At 41.7% G+C, this 18,221-nt stretch carries 17 protein-coding genes; 8 read left to right on the top strand and 9 right to left on the bottom strand.

Annotated features, from left to right (window positions below; all coding sequences use genetic code 11):
• Window positions 1-2 precede the first annotated feature (2 nt).
• The 5 genes from recG to coaBC form a co-directional block, all read right to left on the bottom strand.
• Window positions 3-2,084, bottom strand: a complete 2,082-nt coding sequence (recG, locus tag QQJ93_RS00560) for an ATP-dependent DNA helicase RecG (RefSeq protein ID WP_089124660.1) — start codon at window positions 2,082-2,084, stop codon at window positions 3-5.
• A gap of 313 nt (window positions 2,085-2,397) precedes the next feature.
• Window positions 2,398-3,372, bottom strand: coding sequence for an LpxL/LpxP family Kdo(2)-lipid IV(A) lauroyl/palmitoleoyl acyltransferase (lpxL, locus tag QQJ93_RS00565; protein ID WP_089124659.1), 975 nt, complete (start codon window positions 3,370-3,372; stop codon window positions 2,398-2,400).
• 153 nt (window positions 3,373-3,525) lie between these two features.
• Entirely contained in the window at window positions 3,526-4,116 is a 591-nt protein-coding gene (slmA, locus tag QQJ93_RS00570; protein WP_089124658.1) for a nucleoid occlusion factor SlmA, read from the bottom strand.
• Window positions 4,117-4,329: 213 nt separating this feature from the next.
• Window positions 4,330-4,788: a dUTP diphosphatase gene (gene dut / locus QQJ93_RS00575; RefSeq protein WP_089124657.1), complete on the bottom strand. Its 459-nt coding sequence runs from the start codon at window positions 4,786-4,788 to the stop codon at window positions 4,330-4,332.
• A 15-nt stretch (window positions 4,789-4,803) separates the two neighbouring features.
• Complete coding sequence (gene coaBC / locus QQJ93_RS00580; RefSeq protein ID WP_284186010.1) at window positions 4,804-6,015, bottom strand: bifunctional phosphopantothenoylcysteine decarboxylase/phosphopantothenate--cysteine ligase CoaBC; 1,212 nt, start codon at window positions 6,013-6,015, stop codon at window positions 4,804-4,806.
• 324 nt (window positions 6,016-6,339) lie between these two features.
• On the opposite strand from coaBC, the gene radC reads away from it, so the two are divergent.
• The 5 genes from radC to mutM all read left to right on the top strand — a co-directional run bounded on the left by radC (window position 6,340) and on the right by mutM (window position 9,596).
• Entirely contained in the window at window positions 6,340-7,014 is a 675-nt protein-coding gene (radC, locus tag QQJ93_RS00585; protein WP_089124656.1) for a RadC family protein, read from the top strand.
• Between the two features lie 134 nt (window positions 7,015-7,148).
• On the top strand, window positions 7,149-7,415 hold the full coding sequence (locus tag QQJ93_RS00590) for a four helix bundle protein (protein ID WP_284186011.1): 267 nt from the start codon (window positions 7,149-7,151) through the stop codon (window positions 7,413-7,415).
• A 472-nt stretch (window positions 7,416-7,887) separates the two neighbouring features.
• The gene (rpmB, locus tag QQJ93_RS00595) at window positions 7,888-8,124 is read left to right on the top strand and encodes a 50S ribosomal protein L28 (protein WP_004728407.1); all 237 of its coding nucleotides are present in this window, start codon (window positions 7,888-7,890) and stop codon (window positions 8,122-8,124) included.
• A 13-nt stretch (window positions 8,125-8,137) separates the two neighbouring features.
• Window positions 8,138-8,305 carry a 50S ribosomal protein L33 gene (rpmG, locus tag QQJ93_RS00600; RefSeq protein ID WP_089124655.1) on the top strand — a complete coding sequence of 56 codons (168 nt, stop codon included), beginning with the start codon at window positions 8,138-8,140 and terminating at the stop codon, window positions 8,303-8,305.
• Window positions 8,306-8,786: 481 nt separating this feature from the next.
• On the top strand, window positions 8,787-9,596 hold the full coding sequence (gene mutM, locus QQJ93_RS00605; RefSeq protein WP_089124654.1) for a bifunctional DNA-formamidopyrimidine glycosylase/DNA-(apurinic or apyrimidinic site) lyase: 810 nt from the start codon (window positions 8,787-8,789) through the stop codon (window positions 9,594-9,596).
• A gap of 296 nt (window positions 9,597-9,892) precedes the next feature.
• Here the strand turns inward: mutM and coaD are convergent, their stop codons facing one another.
• Together coaD and QQJ93_RS00615 are read right to left on the bottom strand one after the other, a co-directional pair.
• Window positions 9,893-10,378, bottom strand: a complete 486-nt coding sequence (coaD, locus tag QQJ93_RS00610) for a pantetheine-phosphate adenylyltransferase (RefSeq protein WP_089124653.1) — start codon at window positions 10,376-10,378, stop codon at window positions 9,893-9,895.
• The gene (locus QQJ93_RS00615) at window positions 10,375-11,415 is read right to left on the bottom strand and encodes a glycosyltransferase family 4 protein (RefSeq protein WP_089124652.1); all 1,041 of its coding nucleotides are present in this window, start codon (window positions 11,413-11,415) and stop codon (window positions 10,375-10,377) included. Before QQJ93_RS00615 ends, coaD begins: the two co-directional genes overlap by 4 nt.
• Before the next feature lie 168 nt (window positions 11,416-11,583).
• Here QQJ93_RS00615 and QQJ93_RS00620 point away from each other — a divergent pair, with 168 nt between their 5' ends.
• The gene (locus QQJ93_RS00620) at window positions 11,584-12,588 is read left to right on the top strand and encodes an NAD-dependent epimerase (RefSeq protein WP_089124651.1); all 1,005 of its coding nucleotides are present in this window, start codon (window positions 11,584-11,586) and stop codon (window positions 12,586-12,588) included.
• Between the two features lie 82 nt (window positions 12,589-12,670).
• Here the strand turns inward: QQJ93_RS00620 and QQJ93_RS00625 are convergent, their stop codons facing one another.
• Together QQJ93_RS00625 and QQJ93_RS00630 are read right to left on the bottom strand one after the other, a co-directional pair.
• Window positions 12,671-13,450: a glycosyltransferase family 2 protein gene (locus QQJ93_RS00625; protein WP_089124650.1), complete on the bottom strand. Its 780-nt coding sequence runs from the start codon at window positions 13,448-13,450 to the stop codon at window positions 12,671-12,673.
• Window positions 13,451-13,464: 14 nt separating this feature from the next.
• Window positions 13,465-14,508: a glycosyltransferase family 9 protein gene (locus QQJ93_RS00630; RefSeq protein ID WP_089124649.1), complete on the bottom strand. Its 1,044-nt coding sequence runs from the start codon at window positions 14,506-14,508 to the stop codon at window positions 13,465-13,467.
• A 1,088-nt stretch (window positions 14,509-15,596) separates the two neighbouring features.
• On the opposite strand from QQJ93_RS00630, the gene QQJ93_RS00635 reads away from it, so the two are divergent.
• Together QQJ93_RS00635 and QQJ93_RS00640 are read left to right on the top strand one after the other, a co-directional pair.
• Complete coding sequence (locus QQJ93_RS00635) at window positions 15,597-16,319, top strand: 3-deoxy-D-manno-octulosonic acid kinase (protein ID WP_089124648.1); 723 nt, start codon at window positions 15,597-15,599, stop codon at window positions 16,317-16,319.
• Window positions 16,320-16,388: 69 nt separating this feature from the next.
• On the top strand, window positions 16,389-18,221 hold the full coding sequence (locus QQJ93_RS00640; RefSeq protein WP_089124763.1) for a DUF3413 domain-containing protein: 1,833 nt from the start codon (window positions 16,389-16,391) through the stop codon (window positions 18,219-18,221).

The following is an 18,221-nucleotide window of genomic DNA, read 5'->3' on the forward strand; positions in this document are numbered from 1 at the left end:
TTTTAGGCTTTAAGGTATTGTTTTTTTTGTTTTAACCAACGCTCAATAATCGCTTTGGCATTGCTTGGATATTGCTGATGAATGTGGCGCGCGATGCGTTGTACTTCAGGAATTAAATATTGGTCACGCAGTAAGTCCGCTATTTTAAAATCCGCTAAGCCTGTTTGTTTGGTGCCAAGGACTTCACCGGGGCCGCGGATTTCGAGATCTTTTTGAGCAATGACAAAGCCATCGTTACTTTCACGTAACACACCGAGACGTTTTTGTGCGGTCTTTGAAAGCGGCGCGTGATACAACAGTACACAAGAGCTGGCTACTGACCCTCGTCCAACCCGTCCACGTAGCTGATGAAGTTGGGCCAACCCTAAACGTTCAGGGTTTTCGATGATCATCAAACTGGCATTAGGTACATCGACTCCAACTTCAATCACGGTAGTGGCGACTAACAAGTGTAATTCACCGGATTTAAATTGCTGCATGACTTGTTGTTTTTCCGAGGGTTTCATGCGTCCATGTACCAAACCAATTTTGAGTTCCGGTAGTTGGCGTTGCAATTCTTCCGCGGTATCGGCTGCCGCTTGAGCTTCTAATACTTCTGATTCATCAATTAAGGTGCATACCCAATAAGCTTGCTTGCCTTCTTGGGCACAAGCAATTCTAACGCGTTCGATAATATCGTTTCGGCGAGTATCAGCAATCGCGACGGTTTGAATCGGTGTTCGGCCGGGAGGCAGCTCATCAATAATCGAAGTTTCTAAATCGGCATAAGCGGTCATGGCGAGGGTGCGTGGAATCGGTGTGGCTGTCATGATCAGCTGATGAGGGTAACTACCTTGCCTTTTTCCTTTTTCACGTAACTCTAAACGTTGGTGAACACCAAAGCGATGTTGTTCATCGATGATAACTAATGCGAGGTGCGAAAACTCAACGTGTTGTTGAAAAAGTGCGTGAGTACCTACTATCATTTTAGCTTTACCAGACGCTATACGTTCTAACTGAGTTTGTTTAGCTTTTCCAGTGAGTTTTCCTGCTAACCATCCGACAGAAATACCCAGTGGTTCTAGCCATTGGGCAAAATTAATTGCGTGTTGTTCAGCTAGTAACTCGGTCGGTGCCATTAATGCTACTTGATAACCTTGCTCTAAAGCGTGAGTAGCTGCTAACACTGCAACTAGTGTTTTACCTGAACCCACATCACCTTGCACTAATCTCATCATTGGATGTGATTGTTGTATGTCTTTTTCAATTTCACCTACTACACGAGCTTGAGCATTGGTTGGTGTAAAAGGCAGAGTGGCGAGTAGCTGCTGTTTAAGGTGGCCAGTACAACTGAGTGGTAAAGCTTGATCTTGTTGTCCTTTACTACGCACATCCAACATGGAAAGGTTTTGTGCGAGCAACTCTTCAATAATTAAGCGTCGTTGAGCCGGGTGTTTACCTAATTCAAATTGTTGCATATCAATTTCAGGCGAAGGGCGATGAATAATATGCAATGCTTGGCTTAAGGTAAGTTGATGATCGTACAAGCCATTTGGTAGTAATTCAGTCACCGCAGAACTATCTAATAAGTCGAGTGCTTGGTCGGTTAAATTCTTGAGTGTGTTTTGACGTAAGCCATCGGTGGTTGGATAAATCGGGGTTAAGCTTTGTTCTAACGCAGGTGCATCGCTACTATTTAAAAAATGGTAATCAGGGTGCATGATTTCAAGCCCCATATTGCCGCGTTTGATTTCACCATAAGCGTAGAGAGGGCGACCTTCAGCAAAGCTGTTTTTCATCCCAGCATTGAAATTGAAAAAGCGTAAAGTCAGAGTACCATTGCCATCGCTCACTTTGACGGTCAGCATTTTTTTGCGACCAAAGTGAGTATCGCAACTCATTACGTGGCCTTGAATTGCGACAAATAATCCAGCATGTAATTTGGCAATAGGATAGATGCGAGTACGGTCTTCGTATCGCAGAGGCAAATGAAACAACAAATCTTGGATCGAATGCAAACCTATCTTAGCTAATTTTTCAGCCACCTTAGCCCCAACACCAGAAAGCGAAGTTAAAGGGATAGATGAAAGGATTTTTGGCTGCATGTCGTTTCTCGTTGTTAGTTTATGGAGACTAGAAAATCGATACCTTAACCTAAATGTCCGTCATCCCTGAAGCGACGGAGGAGCTATCAGGGATCTATGTCCAGCGCGGTTGTTAGTAGATTCCTGCTCTCGCTTAGGCTCGGCTGGAATGACGCTTATTAGCGAGGACGCTACGCTCGGGAGCCAAAAAGCGAAAGAGCCGTTTCGAGTTGCGTGATGCGAGCAGCGTAGCGCTCGAAATACGATATACGCTCTTGCTTTTCTCGCAACACGGAGCGAAGCGTTCACGCATCACGCAACAATACTTTCGCTTCTAGTCCTTATACCTAATCCCTTTATTCTGTCCATCGGGCATGGTTTTAAAACGCTTATGTAGCCACATCCATTGATCACCACCACGTAAGATGAGTTTTTCTATGGTTTTGTTCATTAGAATGGCCGCACCTTCTGGATCTCGGTGTGGGAAGTCTTCACTAATATCTTGCTCAATTCGGAAGTCATAACGGAAACCGACACGGAAACAAGAAACAGGCAATACCGCACATTTGCTGGCATCGACTAAAATGCTTGTGCCAGTTGTTGTACAGGCATCCGGCACGGCAAAGAATGGTACAAATACGGCTTTTCTAGAGCCATAGTCATGATCTGGTAAGTAGAATAATTTTTTGCCTTTACGCAGCACTTTCAGCATGCCTTTTACATCTTTTCGGTCGACCATGATATTGCCGCTACGGGTACGGCCCCAATGCTGGATAAAGTTATAAGCAGGGTTGTTATGTGGGCGATAAACCCCATAACCCGGTGAAAATAAAGCACAGCAACGAGCGGTTAATTCCACATTTAAGGCATGCACACCACAAATGAGTGTCCCACGACCTTCTTTCTCAAACTTAGTTAAACGATCAACGTGATAGTAGCCTACACGTTTCTTTAAACGCCAATCTGGCCAGAACCAAGCAATGGCACTTTCAAAGATCGCAAAGCCAGTATTTTTAAAATTTTCTTTAACGACATGATCTCGGCGCGTTTCACTAATTTCTGGAAAGCATAACTCAAGGTTACGCTGGGCAACTTTTACACGTTTCTTAACGATAAACATCGACAAGTAGCCTAGTGAACGGCCAATACAATACAGAACACGATACGGTAAAACATTGACGATCAAAGCGATAAAGCCAAAGCCAAACCAAACCCCCCAATATTTAGGGTGCAACAAACTAAGTGAAAACTTTGGTGGTACAAAATTGACCAGAGATTCCTCTTTTTGGGATGTATTTTTATTGGTCATTTATTTCTCTCTAAAATTATGCGTATTGATGGTTAAAAGATTTACGAATCTCGGGCACTTCGTTTCTCGTGACTCGAAATGATTTCGGCTTTCGCAATTGTTTCTTTTTCGAGAAACAAGCAGCGCAGCGGCCGAGTAACGAGTCTCGCTCTTTTATTCCATCTGCGCTTTTAGCAGCGCCCAATATTGCTCAAAGTTTTCTGTTGGTTGGTATTTAAAATCAGAACGAACGAAGCGATTTAAACTCCCTTCAACTTGACCTAACAATTGAGCCGCTAAAATTGATTCATCAACAGGAAAGCTTTTGCCTTCACGAATTTGGCGTTCACGCAGAATTTGGCGCAGTTGAGTTTCAATCCGATCAAACAATTGATTAATACGGCTACGTAGACGCTCATTTTCAAACATTAATGCGTGACCAGACATGATACGAGATAAGCCTGGGTTGCGTTCAGCAAAGGCTAATAATAATTGTAGAACCAAACGAATACGCTTCAAGGTGTCTTTTTCTTCAGCTAGAATTCGGTTGATACGGGATAATAACGCATCTTCAATAAATTCAATTAAGCCTTCAAACATACGAGCTTTACTTGGAAAGTGACGATAAAGCGCCGCTTCTGAAACTCCAACTTGTTTCGCCAATTTCGCAGTCGTAATACGTGAGGCACCATCTGTTGACTCTAACATTTGCGCCAGTGCCTGAAGGATCTCTTCACGACGATTATGTTTTTTTGGCCCTGCCATGGTTTTTCCTTGTTTGAAGCGTTATTAATAATTGGTTTATTTTATGGTGATTATTTTTTTCAGTCTTGATGTAAATTTAGTTCCTAGTTCCGGGACTCTACGCTTGAGAGCCGAAAAGCGAAAACAATTGGTTCGAGTTGCGTGATACGAGAAGCGTAGAAAAGCTCTTCCTCGCAACACGAAGCGAAGCGTACTCGCTACTCGTAACTTTCTTTATTTCTTCCCCGAATGCCCAAATCCGCCTTCACCGCGTTCGGTGGCATCAAAATCTTCGACGATATTAAATTCAGCTTGCACGACTGGCACAAAAACCAATTGCGCAATGCGGTCGCCAGGTTCAATAGTAAAAGTATCTTGGCCGCGATTCCAGACTGAAACCATTAATTGACCTTGGTAGTCAGAATCGATTAAGCCAACTAAATTGCCAAGGACAATACCATGTTTATGGCCTAAACCAGAACGAGGAAGGATAGTCGCGGCTAGACTAGAATCATTAATATGAATTGCAAGGCCGGTTGGAATGAGGTGAGTTTGTCCTGGTTCGACGATCAGCGCTTCATCTAAACAAGCGCGTAAATCTAAGCCAGCAGAGCCTTCAGTTGCGTAGGCCGGTAGTGGAAATTGCTTGCCGATACGGCTATCTAATACTTTTAAATCAATCTTCTTAGTCATGTTTAATGTCTTCTGTTACTGATTAAATTGTTCGGCAATAATGTTAAGTAGTTGCTTGGCTAATTGCGTTTTGCTTGCGGTTGCTAAGGCTTGCTCGCCACCATTCCAATATAAATGTAAGGCGTTGTCATTACTGTTAAAGCCTAACCCTGCGACGGAAACATCATTGGCGCAGATGAGATCTAAATTTTTCTTTTTCAGCTTACCGCGAGCATATTGTTCAACATCTTGAGTTTCAGCGGCAAAGCCTACGGTAAAGGGGCGTTGTTTTGTTAGCGCGGCAACCGAGGCAACAATATCGGGGTTTTTCAGCATATTAATCTGCATATGATCGTTATCGGACGTTTTTTTGATTTTCTGCGACGCGACGTTACTTGGGCGATAATCGGCAACCGCCGCACAGCCGATAAAAATGTGATTAGTGATTGCATGTTCCATCGCAACTTTATGCATTTGTTCGGCGCTTTCAACATCAATACGGGTGACGTTGGCTGGCGTTGCTAATGCAACTGGGCCACTAATTAATGTGACGTCAGCTCCCATATTGGCAGCGGCCTCTGCAATCGCAAAGCCCATTTTTCCTGAGCTGTGGTTGGAGATATAACGCACTGGATCGATGGCTTCACGAGTCGGGCCTGCGGTAACGGCAATCTTAATATTCTGCAGCGCCTTAGGGCCAAAGAAGGCTTCACAATGGGCAACGAGTTCCATTGGCTCGAGCATTCGGCCGTAGCCAATATCACCACAAGCCTGTTGTCCTGCAGCCGGGCCCCAAATCATCATGCCACGCTGAGTTAAAACCGACAGATTCTCTTGGGTAGCAACATTGGCATACATTTGTTGGTTCATCGCAGGAGCAACTGCTATCGGAGCGTTAGAGGCTAGAATCAAGGTGGTGAGTAAATCATTACCCATTCCCGAGCGCATTCGGGCAATTAAATCGGCAGTGGCAGGGGCGAGTAAAATCAAATCGGCCCATTTGGCTAATTCAATATGGCCCATTGAAGCTTCCGCAGCCGGATCTAACAAACTATCAGATACTGGGCGACCTGAAACGGCTTGCATGGTCAGTGGTGTAATAAATTCTTTGGCCGCCGGCGTCATTACAACTTGAACCTGTGCGCCGCGTTCAATTAGACGACGGGTGAGATCAGCACACTTGTAAGCCGCAATACCACCACTGATTCCTAATAGGATTTTTTTTCCTGCTAAGCTTTGTTCAATCACAATAACCGTACCTGATTTAAAAGAGATTAGGCTTCAATTGACACGATTTACGTCTTTTGCCTTTCTACAATTTGTTAAATAAAAAGCCATAAAAGGGAGTGCCACCATGAAGTCGATGGCTATAAGTTACCATAAGTTTATAAATTGAGAATAATTCAGTGTCGATAAACTTGCTTTAGGTAACTTCGAGCCAATTAACATTTTGATTGTAACCTGCTTTTAGTTCATCCATTGTTAAGATCTTATCGGTTTTTTCGTTTTATCTATTTGAATGATGAGAGAAAGGTTGATGTTATCGAGTTTTGCTCAATATAAGCCTTTATCATGTCTTTAAAACTATTGCCTGAAGAATCTCGTCCTCGTGAAAAGTTACTTGCACGAGGCCCCCAATCATTATCGGATGCAGAATTATTAGCGATTTTTCTGCGTACTGGCTTACAAGGTATGAACGCAATAGAACTTGCTGACCATTTATTAAAAGAATTTGGTTCACTACGTGCTCTGCTTTCTTCCTCGCAACAACAATTCTGCTCCCATAAAGGGTTAGGTAGTGCCAAGTTCGCTCAGCTGCAAGCGGTCGTTGAGATGACTAAGCGTTATTTAGCTGAAACGATTAAACGTGGTGATGCTTTAACTAGCCCGGAACATACCAAACATTACCTCAGTAGCGTGTTACGAGACCGTCACCGAGAAGCCTTTTATGTATTGTTTCTAGACAACCAGAACCGCGTGATCAGTGATGAAGTGATGTTTGAAGGCACGATTGATGCAGCGTCTGTGTATCCAAGAGAAGTGGTTAAGCGAGCCATGCACCACAACGCTGCTGCATTAATTCTCGCCCATAATCATCCATCTGGTATTGCCGAACCGAGCGATGCCGATCGAAGAATAACACGCCGCTTAGTTGAGGCGATGGGGTTAGTGGATATACGAATACTCGATCACTTTGTCATTGGTGATGGTGAAGTCGTGTCGTTTGCAGAGAGGGGGTGGATGTGAATAGCGCTTCGCGCGGAAAAAGAAGGTTTCTAGTTCCTAGTTTTTAGGAAAAGAAAAACGTTTCTGATATTCCAGTTTGAAATTAGAGATCTGAGCGTGTTGTAAGGATTCGAGTTAATAAAGAAGGATGGAAGATGAATTATGAAAAATTAGAAGTGTGGCGAAAAAGTATGAGTGTTGCGCTTCTGATTCATACAAGCTTTAAGTATTGTAAAGATTACGGATTTAAAGATCAGATCACACGGTCTGCCGTTTCGATTCCATCAAATATTGCGGAAGGTGAAGAGCGTGAAACTGTGAAGGAATCAGTGCGGTTTTTATATATAGCAAAAGGATCGACTGGAGAATTATATACCCAAATATTATTAGCAAAAGAGTTTGGCTATCTTGAAGAGAAGTAATATAAGTTATTGCAACAAGATATCTTGCAGGTTAGTCGAATGTTGGCTGGGTTAATAAAATCAAGAGTCTATTCAGTTAAGTAGAGGTTAAGGGAGATATCTAATACAAACAAAGTGTTGCTGTTGCTTTTTCTGGGGACCAGGAACTAGGAACTAGGAACTTATTTCTAAATTGACTGTTGAATCAAAATTAGACTTCCTTTTTTCTTGTTAGTCGGTCAAAATCTGCTACAATCCGCGCACTAATTTTATAGAACCTTATTCAGCTCTGTGTTCTTGTGCAAAAAAAAGCGTTTAAAAACTGCTCTGTTCAAAAAAGATCGTGTTTTTCCTAAAAAGGATCTGCACAGGTCTTGAGCAATGCATGTCAAGTTAGTATAATGCGCGACCTTTGATAGCCTTGGTATGGTTTTTCCATAGCGGTTTTTGCCCCAAGGTGATATCGAGCTGAAACGATTTGGAGAAGACATTCATGTCCCGAGTATGCCAAGTAACTGGTAAGCGTCCTGTAACGGGTAACAACCGTTCACACGCACGAAATGCTACCAAGCGTCGTTTTCTGCCGAACCTACAAACTCACCGTTTTTGGGTCGAAAGCGAAAAACGCTTTGTTAAACTACGTCTAACTGCTAAGGGTATGCGTATTATTGATAAGAAAGGCATCGATGCTGTTCTTGTTGATATCCGTGCTCGTGGCGAGAACGTATAAGAGGAATTGAACAATGGCTAAAGGCATTCGTGAGAAAATCCGTCTAGTATCATCTGCTGGAACAGGTCACTTCTACACAACTGACAAAAACAAACGTAACATGCCAGGTAAATTTGAGATCAAGAAATTTGATCCAGTAGTTCGCCAGCACGTTATATACAAAGAAGCTAAAATCAAGTAATTGGTTTTCCTCTTTAGAAATTGAAAACCCAGACTACTTCGGTAGGCTGGGTTTTTTTTATTTCAAAAGAAAGTCCCTGGTCCCTGGTCCCTAGAGGTGGACGCTGAAAAATTGTAGTAAGAAAAATAATTTTGTTAGTTGCTGTATTGAGAAAAGATGGCTGAGTATTTTTTGTACCACGACATTAAAGTTGTCATCCTTTAAGAGACTAAGCGACATCGAGGATCTATATACAACGCGCGGTAAGTAGATTCCGGCTCTCGCTAAGGCTCGGCAGGAATGGCGGCTTATTTTTTGAGATTTGTTTATTTCAAGTAAAAGAAAGCGATCGTAGTTTGCTCTTTCTAGAGACCAGAAACTAGGTTCTAGAAACCCATATCCTCCTTGACTTGATATTAGCTTTAATGCACTTTCAACAATTAGATTGTCTCTAATCTTTTTCTAGGGACTAGGAACCAGAAACTATTTACCCGGATATATCATGCCCGAACTACCCGAAGTTGAAGTTAGTCGAATGGGGATTACCCCACATCTTCTCAATCAAACCATTAAAAAAATTGATGTTAGACAGCCTAAATTACGTTGGCCTGTACCAGAAGAAATCTTTTTACTTCAAGGGCAAGTGATCCGCTCGATTCGACGTCGGGCAAAATATTTACTGATAGAAACCGATCAAGGTACAGCCATTATCCACTTAGGCATGTCGGGTAATTTGCGAGTATTAGATCAATGGATCGAGCCAAATAAACACGATCATGTCGATCTTACTTTAACTAATGGCAAAGTTCTGCGTTATCACGATCCTCGTCGTTTCGGGGCTTGGTTGTGGTGTGAAACAGGCACAGAGCACGACGTAATGAGTCACCTTGGCCCAGAACCTTTAACTGATGACTTCAATGCGCAATATCTATTTGAAAAAGCTCAGAAGCGTAAAGTGGTGACGAAGCAATTCATCATGGATAATAAAGTCGTGGTTGGGGTTGGTAACATTTATGCTAGTGAATCTTTATTTGGTGCCAGAATTCATCCTAAAGCAATAGCTAGTACATTGACGTTAGAGCAAATAACCATACTGGTAGATGAAATTAAAAAAGTATTGGCGAGAGCGATTACTCAAGGAGGTACTACGCTTAAAGACTTTAATCAGGCAGATGGTAAGCCGGGTTATTTTGCTCAAGAACTATTGGTATATGGAAAAGCCGGAAAGCCTTGTCCAGTTTGTAATGAATTGATTAGAGAAGAAAAGATCGGGCAAAGGAATAGTTTTTATTGTGAAGGCTGCCAAACATAAAGTGTTGCTAGATCCTAGTTTCTAGAGCAAAGACGAGAGCTGGGGACGCTGCGCTCGGGAGCCGAAAAGAAAAAGATGTTGCGAGTAGCGTGTTTCGTGTTGCGAGAAAGAGTAAAAGCGACTACAAATTAGCTCTTCGGAACTCGGAGCGAAGCGTTCACGCATCACGTAACAAAAAAAGTAGCGAGTATCGTGTTTTGTGCTGTGAGAAAGAGTAAAAGCGACCACAATTTGCTCTTCCTAGGAACTAGGGACTTTCACTCGATCCACGAGCAGCGAAGCGCCCGATAAACGAGTCACGTTCTTGCTTTAACCTTCTCTACCACATACGGATGCAAAAACTGGTCAACATTCCCACCATGAATCGCCACTTCACGAACAATAGTGGAAGACAGGAAAGCAAACTCTTCGGTTGGAGTAAGGAAAACACTCTCTAGCTCTGGCATTAACTTTCGGTACATGCTGGTTAAGCCAAATTCATACTCATAATCGACGGTAGTGCGTAAACCGCGGATCAAAATATTCGTTTGTTGCTGTTTGGCAAAATCGACTAGTAAGCCAGAAAACCCTACAGCAGTGACATTGTTCAAATCTTTAGTGACTTCTTTTACCATATCTACCCGTTCTTGCAGACTAAACATGGTGCTTTTACTAGGGCTTTCGGCAACGGCAACAACGACACTATCAAACAAGCGAGCACTGCGTTTAATTAAATCAAAGTGACCGTTAGTAATTGGATCAAAAGTTCCTGGGTAAATCGCAGGGGTTGTTAGCTTCGTCATACTGATTTGCTCGCTATTTGTGTGTAAAGGTCTTTATATAAAGAAGCGGTATAAGCAATATCGAACTGTTTGAGTTTCTCTTTACCGCCAGCTTGCAGTCTACGTCGTAATATTTTGTCATTCTCTAACAGATCGATTTGCTGGGCTAATTGTTTACCATCGCCTGCTTCACATAATAGACCCGAAACATCATGCTCAATAATATCTGGAATACCGCCAGCATTACTACCAATCACGGGTAAACCTGCCACCATAGCCTCTAAAATTACAGAACCTAATCCTTCTGAGTATGAAGGATGGATTAATAAATCTGCAGCTGCAAACCAAGAACCCATATCTTTTTGCTTACCCATGAAGCGTATATTAGTTAACCCTTGTGTTTGTCGCTCTAACTCTTCGCGCTCAGGTCCATCGCCTAATAATAGAAACTGCACTCGAGGATTTTTGACACCAAGCAATTTAGCTGCTGCTACGGTTACGTCAAACCCCTTATGTTTGAGAATATTGGCAGCATGGATGACAATAAACTTTCCTTTAAACTGGTTCCATATTTGATCGATTTTATTTTGATCAACCGGGTAACTCACGGGTGAGCTTGGGATCTTAAATATTTTTTCCGAACTATGATGTTCAGCGAGCTTACTGACAATTTCATGGCTTAACCCAACTAAGGCGGTGGCTTTTCGATAAGCAAGGTTAGACAGCCATTTATTCTTTAATGGATTATCAATGCGACGAGTGATTATGTAGGGAGTGCCATGCAGTAAGTGTTGGATTAAGGCCCAATAAATAGCTCTCCCTTCATGTACATGAATTAAAGAGCAATTCTGAGTGATTTTTTTGCTATGCATTTTGGTGAAATGCTTTGCAAGAATGATTTTACATCCGAGTTTACGCACTTCTTTGACTAAATCGCTTTTCGGGTTCATGACTACGGTGAGTTGGTAGCCTTCTCTGACCTGTTGTTTAATCAATTGTAAGGTTTGTCTTTCGCCACCGCTGAATCCAGAGGCAAGGTTAACATGGCAAATATTCATCGATTATGGGCACAAATTTAAGTTAGAAGTAGTTTGCTAGTATTTCAAAACCCACGGAGTAAATCTATCGGTATTAATGGATTTATTGTTTTAAGATTTTTTGTAGGTAGTCTTTGATGGCAGAGTGGCATAAAATTAGGCCATCCAAATGAATAGGTTGAATTGAATATGAAATATTTAGTAACGGGAGCGGCGGGCTTTATTGGTTCTGTGGTAGTTGAGCGTTTGTGTCAAGCAGGTCACCAAGTGGTGGGCATTGATAACTTAAATGGCTATTACTCTGTTGAGCTTAAGCAGGCTCGTTTAGATCGCGCTAAACATCAAAATTTTACCTTTATTGAGCTGGATTTAGCTGACCGTGAAGGCGTAGCTGCGTTGTTTGCTGAGCAAGGCTTTCAACGGGTAATTCATTTAGCCGCTCAAGCAGGGGTTCGTTATTCTATTGATAACCCAATGGCGTATGCAGACAGCAACTTAGTTGGTCATTTAACTATTTTAGAAGGTTGTCGCCACCATAAGATTGAGCATTTAGTGTATGCATCTTCAAGCTCGGTGTATGGCCTGAACCAGAAAATGCCATTTGATACTGCCGACAGTGTTGACCACCCGATTTCTCTGTATGCAGCCACTAAAAAATCGAATGAGATGATGGCACACACGTATTCTCATTTGTATGGCGTACCAACGACCGGTCTGCGTTTCTTTACCGTGTATGGTCCGTGGGGACGCCCAGATATGGCGCTCTTTAAGTTCACCAAAGCCATTGTTGAAGGTAAGCAAATTGATGTTTACAACAACGGTAATATGCAGCGTGACTTTACCTACATCGACGACATCGTTGAAGGCGTGATCCGTATTCAAGATGTGATCCCACAACAAAATCCAGAATGGACAGTCGAAACCGGGTCACCTGCAACCAGCTCTGCGCCATATAAAATTTACAACATTGGTAATGGCAACCCAGTCAAACTGATGGAATTCATTGAAGCGTTGGAAGGCTCTCTGGGCATAGAAGCCAACAAAAACTTCATGCCAATGCAGCCTGGTGATGTTTATGCCACTTACGCTGATACACAAGACTTGTTTGATGTGACTGGCTATAAGCCATCGATGTCAGTGAAGCAAGGTGTGACGAACTTTGTGGAGTGGTACCGAGAGTTTTATAAGGTCTGATTTGGTGACGCTTTAACCAAAGTACAAAGTAATAAGGGACCGTTATTGGTCCCTTAATTATGAGAAGTATCGATAAATATTTTTATTTTTTATTTTTTATTTTTTGATAATCACGTAGCCATAAATCGGCGTAGCGTGTGAAGGTTGTATTAGCACTTAATATTGCTAGTAATAAGCCGTGACGCCCATCTAGAAAGCCGAGTTTAATGAAATACATTTTGATAAAACGGAAAAAAGCATGTGAGATAGCTGAAAAAAGAGAGCTTTTCTTTTTTCCTTCATGCTGATCAGCCCATGACTTCATATACATAGCCGTTTTTCGGGTATATTGGTTTAATTCATCAAAGGTGTTGTGTAGTAGTTTGCCTTTAAGTTCTATTACTTTGTGAGAACTAGGTATTTCGACATTTTCATGCACAAGGGCTTGGTTATATTGTGTATCTTGGGTTTTATATAAACGAGTCACCCAATCGGGAGACCAGCCTGAATGTTTAATTTGCTTGCCAAAAGCGGTGCTGAGACGATCAATTTTATAAACACAGTTGTCTTTATTTTCTTGGACAGCTTGTTGAATCTGCTGTTTCAGTTCAGGAGTGACTTGTTCATCAGCATCTAACCATAATACATAATCACTAGTGATGTAGCTTTGTGCTAAACGGCGTTGTGCCCCAAAACCCGGCCATTCAATATTGACATGAAATTTATCGGTATATTGTCGAGCAATTTCTTCAGTTCTATCACTACTACCTGAATCGAGAATAATAATTTCATCTACCCAACCTTTTACTGTATCTAAACAAGCAGCTAAGTGTTTTTCTTCATTTTTGACAATTAATGCAACGGCCAGTGTAGGAGCATTCATAAAACCTCAACCTTTTATATGTGAGTAAGTGCTTGAAATTGATCAATGGCGGATTCTAAAGTAACTTTTTTCATTAAATCTGAGCCTTTCACTCGCGTTCCCCAAGGTAGCTCTGAACTTGATTTGCCATGTTGCGCAAGAATCGATTCCTCATAAACACTAACAGTAGTATCTAGGCTTAAATAAGGCCCCGTGCGTTTAGGGTTGCTGTGAGCATATAAACCAATGACCGGGGTGCCTTGAGTAGTCGCCATGTGAGCAGGGCCAGAATCAGGTGCAAGCACTACATCGGCACGGTTTAAAACGGCAAGCAATTGTTTAAGTGATGTTTCACCAATAAGGTTAATTGCAGCATAAGACATTAATTGACTGATATCCTTACCGAGTTGTATTTCACGCTCGCTTGGTGATCCACAGAGTGCCACTTGGTAGCCTTGTTCAATTGCATAGTCTGCGAATTGAGCATATCGTTCAGTAAGCCAATTTCTTTCATCTTTGCTCGCAGCAGGGCTGATAACGAGTAATTTTTTTTGCGTTGTAATTCGTTTATTTACCCAACTCGCGTCCTGTTGTGAAATGGGCATATCCCACTTTGGTGCTTGCTTAGAAACCCCTAAGTAGTCAATAAATGCCAAAAAGCTATCTAAAACATGTTGAGATTCAACATCATCAATTTTTTTATTGGTAAATAGCCACTGGCCTTCTTTAGCGCGTTGTTTATTAAATCCAACTTTATATTTTGCTTTGATACCGACTGTGAGAAGGCTTGCGCGTAATGCAAGCTGCATATGAATTAAGGCATCAAAACGGCGATCTTTGAGCTTTTGCCAAACCGATCTCATGCCTGCATAGCCAGCTTTTTTATCAAAAATAATGAATTCAATACCGTCTAAGTCTTCTAGCAATTGGGCTTCTACTTTACCGATGATCCAAGTGATTTTGGTTTCTGGCCAATAACGTTGTACTGCTTGTACAGCGGCTACCGCGTGACAAACATCGCCAATCGCCGATAAACGTAAAAAGCACAATGAACTAGGGGCGGAGGTAAATAATGGCATAGAATCACTATTGTGGAGAAAAGTTGCTGTGATTATAGGGGAATGGTGGAATAGAAAAAAGTATCTTGTTGATCGTTACGAGTTACGTGAGCGCTTCGCTTCGAGTTGCGAGAAAATACGACATTTAGTTTGACTTGCGATATAAGAAAATTAAACCTCCTCACGAAACACGAAACACGAAACACGAAACACGAAACACGAAACACGAAACACGAAACACGAAACACGAAACACGAAACACGAAACACGAAACACGAAACACGAAACACGAAACACGAAACACGAAACACGAAACACGAAACACGAAACACGAAACACGAAACACGAAACACGAAACACGAAACACGAAACACGAAACACGAAACACGAAACACGAAACACGAAACACGAAACACGAAACACGAAACACGAAACACGAAACACGAAACACGAAACACGAAACACGAAACACGAAACACGAAACACGAAACACGAAACACGAAACACGAAACACGAAACACGAAACACGAAACACGAAACACGAAACACGAAACACGAAACACGAAACACGAAACACGAAACACGAAACACGAAACACGAAACACGAAACACGAAACACGAAACACGAAACACGAAACACGAAACACGAAACACGAAACACGAAACACGAAACACGAAACACGAAACACGAAACACGAAACACGAAACACGAAACACGAAACACGAAACACGAAACACGAAACACGAAACACGAAACACGAAACACGAAACACGAAACACGAAACACGAAACACGAAACACGAAACACGAAACACGAAACACGAAACACGAAACACGAAACACGAAACACGAAACACGAAACACGAAACACGAAACACGAAACACGAAACACGAAACACGAAACACGAAACACGAAACACGAAACACGAAACACGAAACACGAAACACGAAACACGAAACACGAAACACGAAACACGAAACACGAAACACGAAACACGAAACACGAAACACGAAACACGAAACACGAAACACGAAACACGAAACACGAAACACGAAACACGAAACACGAAACACGAGACACGAAACACGAGACACGGTATTCTACGCAGATGAAAACACTCACTTCTTATAAACAAGTCATTTGGTATGACGAGACTTTAATTACCGATTCTATCGAGCAAATATTTGAGCCTGAATATTGGTACGCTCAAGGAAAGGTAATTGGTTCAGCACAAGGCCGTGGAACGACGTGGTTTGTGCAAACAGAACAATTACCAGCGGCTTTACGTCATTATCGCCGTGGTGGTCTGTTTGGTAAGCTAGTCAAAGATCATTATTGGTTTAGCCAATGGCATAAGACTCGTAGTTACGAAGAGTTTCAACTATTACAGCACCTAGTTGATTCGGGGGTGAATGTTCCAAAGCCTATTGCGGCAAGAGCAATAAAGCGAACACTTTGTTATCAAGCCGATATTTTGACGCAAAAAGTTGAAGGAGCAGAAGATCTCGTTGGGATTTTGCAAAAACGCTCATTGGAGCGAGAAACCTATGTATTAATTGGTGAACAAATTCGCCATTTGCATCGAGCAAGCGTCAATCATACCGACCTCAATATCCACAACATTTTGTTAGATAATGATAATAAGGTTTGGATTATCGATTTTGATAAATGCCGTATTGAGCTCGATCTCGGAGAAACCAATTTTAGTGTTTGGCAAAAATCGAACTTAGATCGTTTACTGCGTTCTTTTCAAAAAGAGTTAGGTAAAAGACATATCAACTGGGTTCAGAGCACCGATTGGTCTGCTTTAGAAGCTGGATACCATCAATAATTTATTCTTATTTAAGCAGGCATTCTCTTGAGTACAGCGACACATTCCGGTTCATTTGCATCGAATAATCTGACGTTCAAGCAAAAGCTTCATAGTCATGGTTGGTTTATATTGATCAATGCGATTTTGGCTATTCTGATTGCTTTACGTTATTTTGTTTATCTTCCTTCTTTTCCGAGCGATGGGCTTAGTTTAGGCTTCATTGCCTCCGGCCTATGGAGCCAAATGACCTTGCTTACCGCAGTGATAGGCTTAGTCACGATTCCTCTATTAGTATTGCCAACAACGGCTCGTCGCGCCAGTATCGCAATTACTGCCTCTTTGACTCTATGTGTTCTGATCATTGATACTTTTGTGTTTGCGCAATATCGCTTTCATATGAATGCAGTAGTCGTTGAATTGGTTTTCTCAGGAGATGTCGTTGACTTTCCTTTAGTGACTTGGTTGATGAGCGTGGTTGCGGTAGCGTTATTGGTAGCCATTGAGTTTTGGTTAATTACTAAATTAGAAAGTAAACCTGCCTTTATGTCTAAGCGTCTAGGACGTAAATTTACTTATCTAACGATTATTATGGCGCTGGTTTGCAACGGCTTACACATCTGGGCCGCCGCCAATGCTTATCAACCCATCAGTATTGTTAAGCAATATTTGCCGCTTTTTCAACCAGCTACGGCCAACAGCTTTATGAGAAAGCATGGGTGGCTAAACGAAGAAGCCATTGCGCAGCAAAAGTCGATGGCTTTAAAAGGCAATAGTAACCTAAATTATCCACTATCTCCGCTAACTACTCATCAAGTCGATAAGCCAGTGAACATCATGTTTTTAGTAGTGGATTCATGGCGCTTTGATACCTTTAACCAAGATAATGCGCCGAACTTATGGGCATTAGCTCAGCAAGGTGAAAGTTTTGAAAACCATGTTTCTACAGGTAATGCTACACGAACAGGCATTTTCGGTATGTTTTATGGATTACCTGGTACTTATTGGCATAGTTTTTTAGCGAATCATAAATCACCTGTCTTTATAGACCGCTTACAACAAATGGATTATCAACTTGGCTTGTTTGCTTCTGCTAAATTGAGCTCGCCAGAATTTGATCAAACCGTGTTTGCTAATGTTAAAAATTTAAGAATTCGTTCGGAAGGTAATACCTCTCCAGAAAGGGACATTAATTTGACCCAAGATTGGAAAAACTGGTACGACAAACGTGATCCGTCGAAACCGGTATTTTCATTCTTATTTTATGATGCACCCCATGCGTATGATTTTCCTGAAGGTTACCCGCATCAATACACACCGATGCTAAAAAACATCAATTATTTAGAGCTTAATAACGAAACAGACGTTAAGCCATTTATGAATCGCTATAAAACCAGTGTGCATTTTACTGATAGTTTAGCTAAGCAAGTGATTGATAAATTGAAAGAAACGGGTGATTTAAAGAATACAGTGCTGATCATTACTGGTGACCATGCACAAGAACTGAATGATAATAAGTTAAACTATTGGGGTCATAACAGTAACTTTACTCCAGCTCAAACTAAGGTGCCGTTTATTGTCGTTGGCCCGAAAGTACCAAAAAATATAGGGCAGCAATGGGGGGATGAATTCACCAGTCATGAAGATATTGTCCCGACGTTAATGAGTAACTATTTAGGTGTGGACAATAAAACGGATGATTATTCAACGGGTGTCGATATATTCGCAGCAGTAAAAGATCGCCCGTGGGTACTTGTTTCAAGTTATAGTGGATATGGCATCGTATCAAAAGATTCGATTTTAGAAGTGGGAGCTACCGGGCAATCTCATTTTATGGATACCACAAACCACCTTAAAGAAGGTTCACCGAATTATCAATATGTTCAGCAGGCTTTAGAACAGATTAGTAGGTTTAGGAAATAA

This window comes from Vibrio algivorus (assembly GCF_030161215.1).
GTDB classification, from domain to species: Bacteria; Pseudomonadota; Gammaproteobacteria; order Enterobacterales; family Vibrionaceae; genus Vibrio; species Vibrio algivorus.

What these genes read in the sequence shown, in the direction of transcription:
- QQJ93_RS00635 (WP_089124648.1), top strand. Translation starts at nt 15,597, where the DNA reads ATGAAAACACTCACTTCTTATAAACAAGTCATTTGGTATGACGAGACT.
- slmA (WP_089124658.1), bottom strand. Translation starts at nt 4,116, where the DNA reads ATGGCAGGGCCAAAAAAACATAATCGTCGTGAAGAGATCCTTCAGGCA.
- coaD (WP_089124653.1), bottom strand. Translation starts at nt 10,378, where the DNA reads ATGACGAAGCTAACAACCCCTGCGATTTACCCAGGAACTTTTGATCCA.
- QQJ93_RS00630 (WP_089124649.1), bottom strand. Translation starts at nt 14,508, where the DNA reads ATGCCATTATTTACCTCCGCCCCTAGTTCATTGTGCTTTTTACGTTTA.
- radC (WP_089124656.1), top strand. Translation starts at nt 6,340, where the DNA reads ATGTCTTTAAAACTATTGCCTGAAGAATCTCGTCCTCGTGAAAAGTTA.
- QQJ93_RS00625 (WP_089124650.1), bottom strand. Translation starts at nt 13,450, where the DNA reads ATGAATGCTCCTACACTGGCCGTTGCATTAATTGTCAAAAATGAAGAA.
- lpxL (WP_089124659.1), bottom strand. Translation starts at nt 3,372, where the DNA reads ATGACCAATAAAAATACATCCCAAAAAGAGGAATCTCTGGTCAATTTT.
- QQJ93_RS00615 (WP_089124652.1), bottom strand. Translation starts at nt 11,415, where the DNA reads ATGAATATTTGCCATGTTAACCTTGCCTCTGGATTCAGCGGTGGCGAA.
- dut (WP_089124657.1), bottom strand. Translation starts at nt 4,788, where the DNA reads ATGACTAAGAAGATTGATTTAAAAGTATTAGATAGCCGTATCGGCAAG.
- QQJ93_RS00620 (WP_089124651.1), top strand. Translation starts at nt 11,584, where the DNA reads ATGAAATATTTAGTAACGGGAGCGGCGGGCTTTATTGGTTCTGTGGTA.
- QQJ93_RS00590 (WP_284186011.1), top strand. Translation starts at nt 7,149, where the DNA reads ATGAATTATGAAAAATTAGAAGTGTGGCGAAAAAGTATGAGTGTTGCG.
- rpmB (WP_004728407.1), top strand. Translation starts at nt 7,888, where the DNA reads ATGTCCCGAGTATGCCAAGTAACTGGTAAGCGTCCTGTAACGGGTAAC.
- recG (WP_089124660.1), bottom strand. Translation starts at nt 2,084, where the DNA reads ATGCAGCCAAAAATCCTTTCATCTATCCCTTTAACTTCGCTTTCTGGT.
- rpmG (WP_089124655.1), top strand. Translation starts at nt 8,138, where the DNA reads ATGGCTAAAGGCATTCGTGAGAAAATCCGTCTAGTATCATCTGCTGGA.
- mutM (WP_089124654.1), top strand. Translation starts at nt 8,787, where the DNA reads ATGCCCGAACTACCCGAAGTTGAAGTTAGTCGAATGGGGATTACCCCA.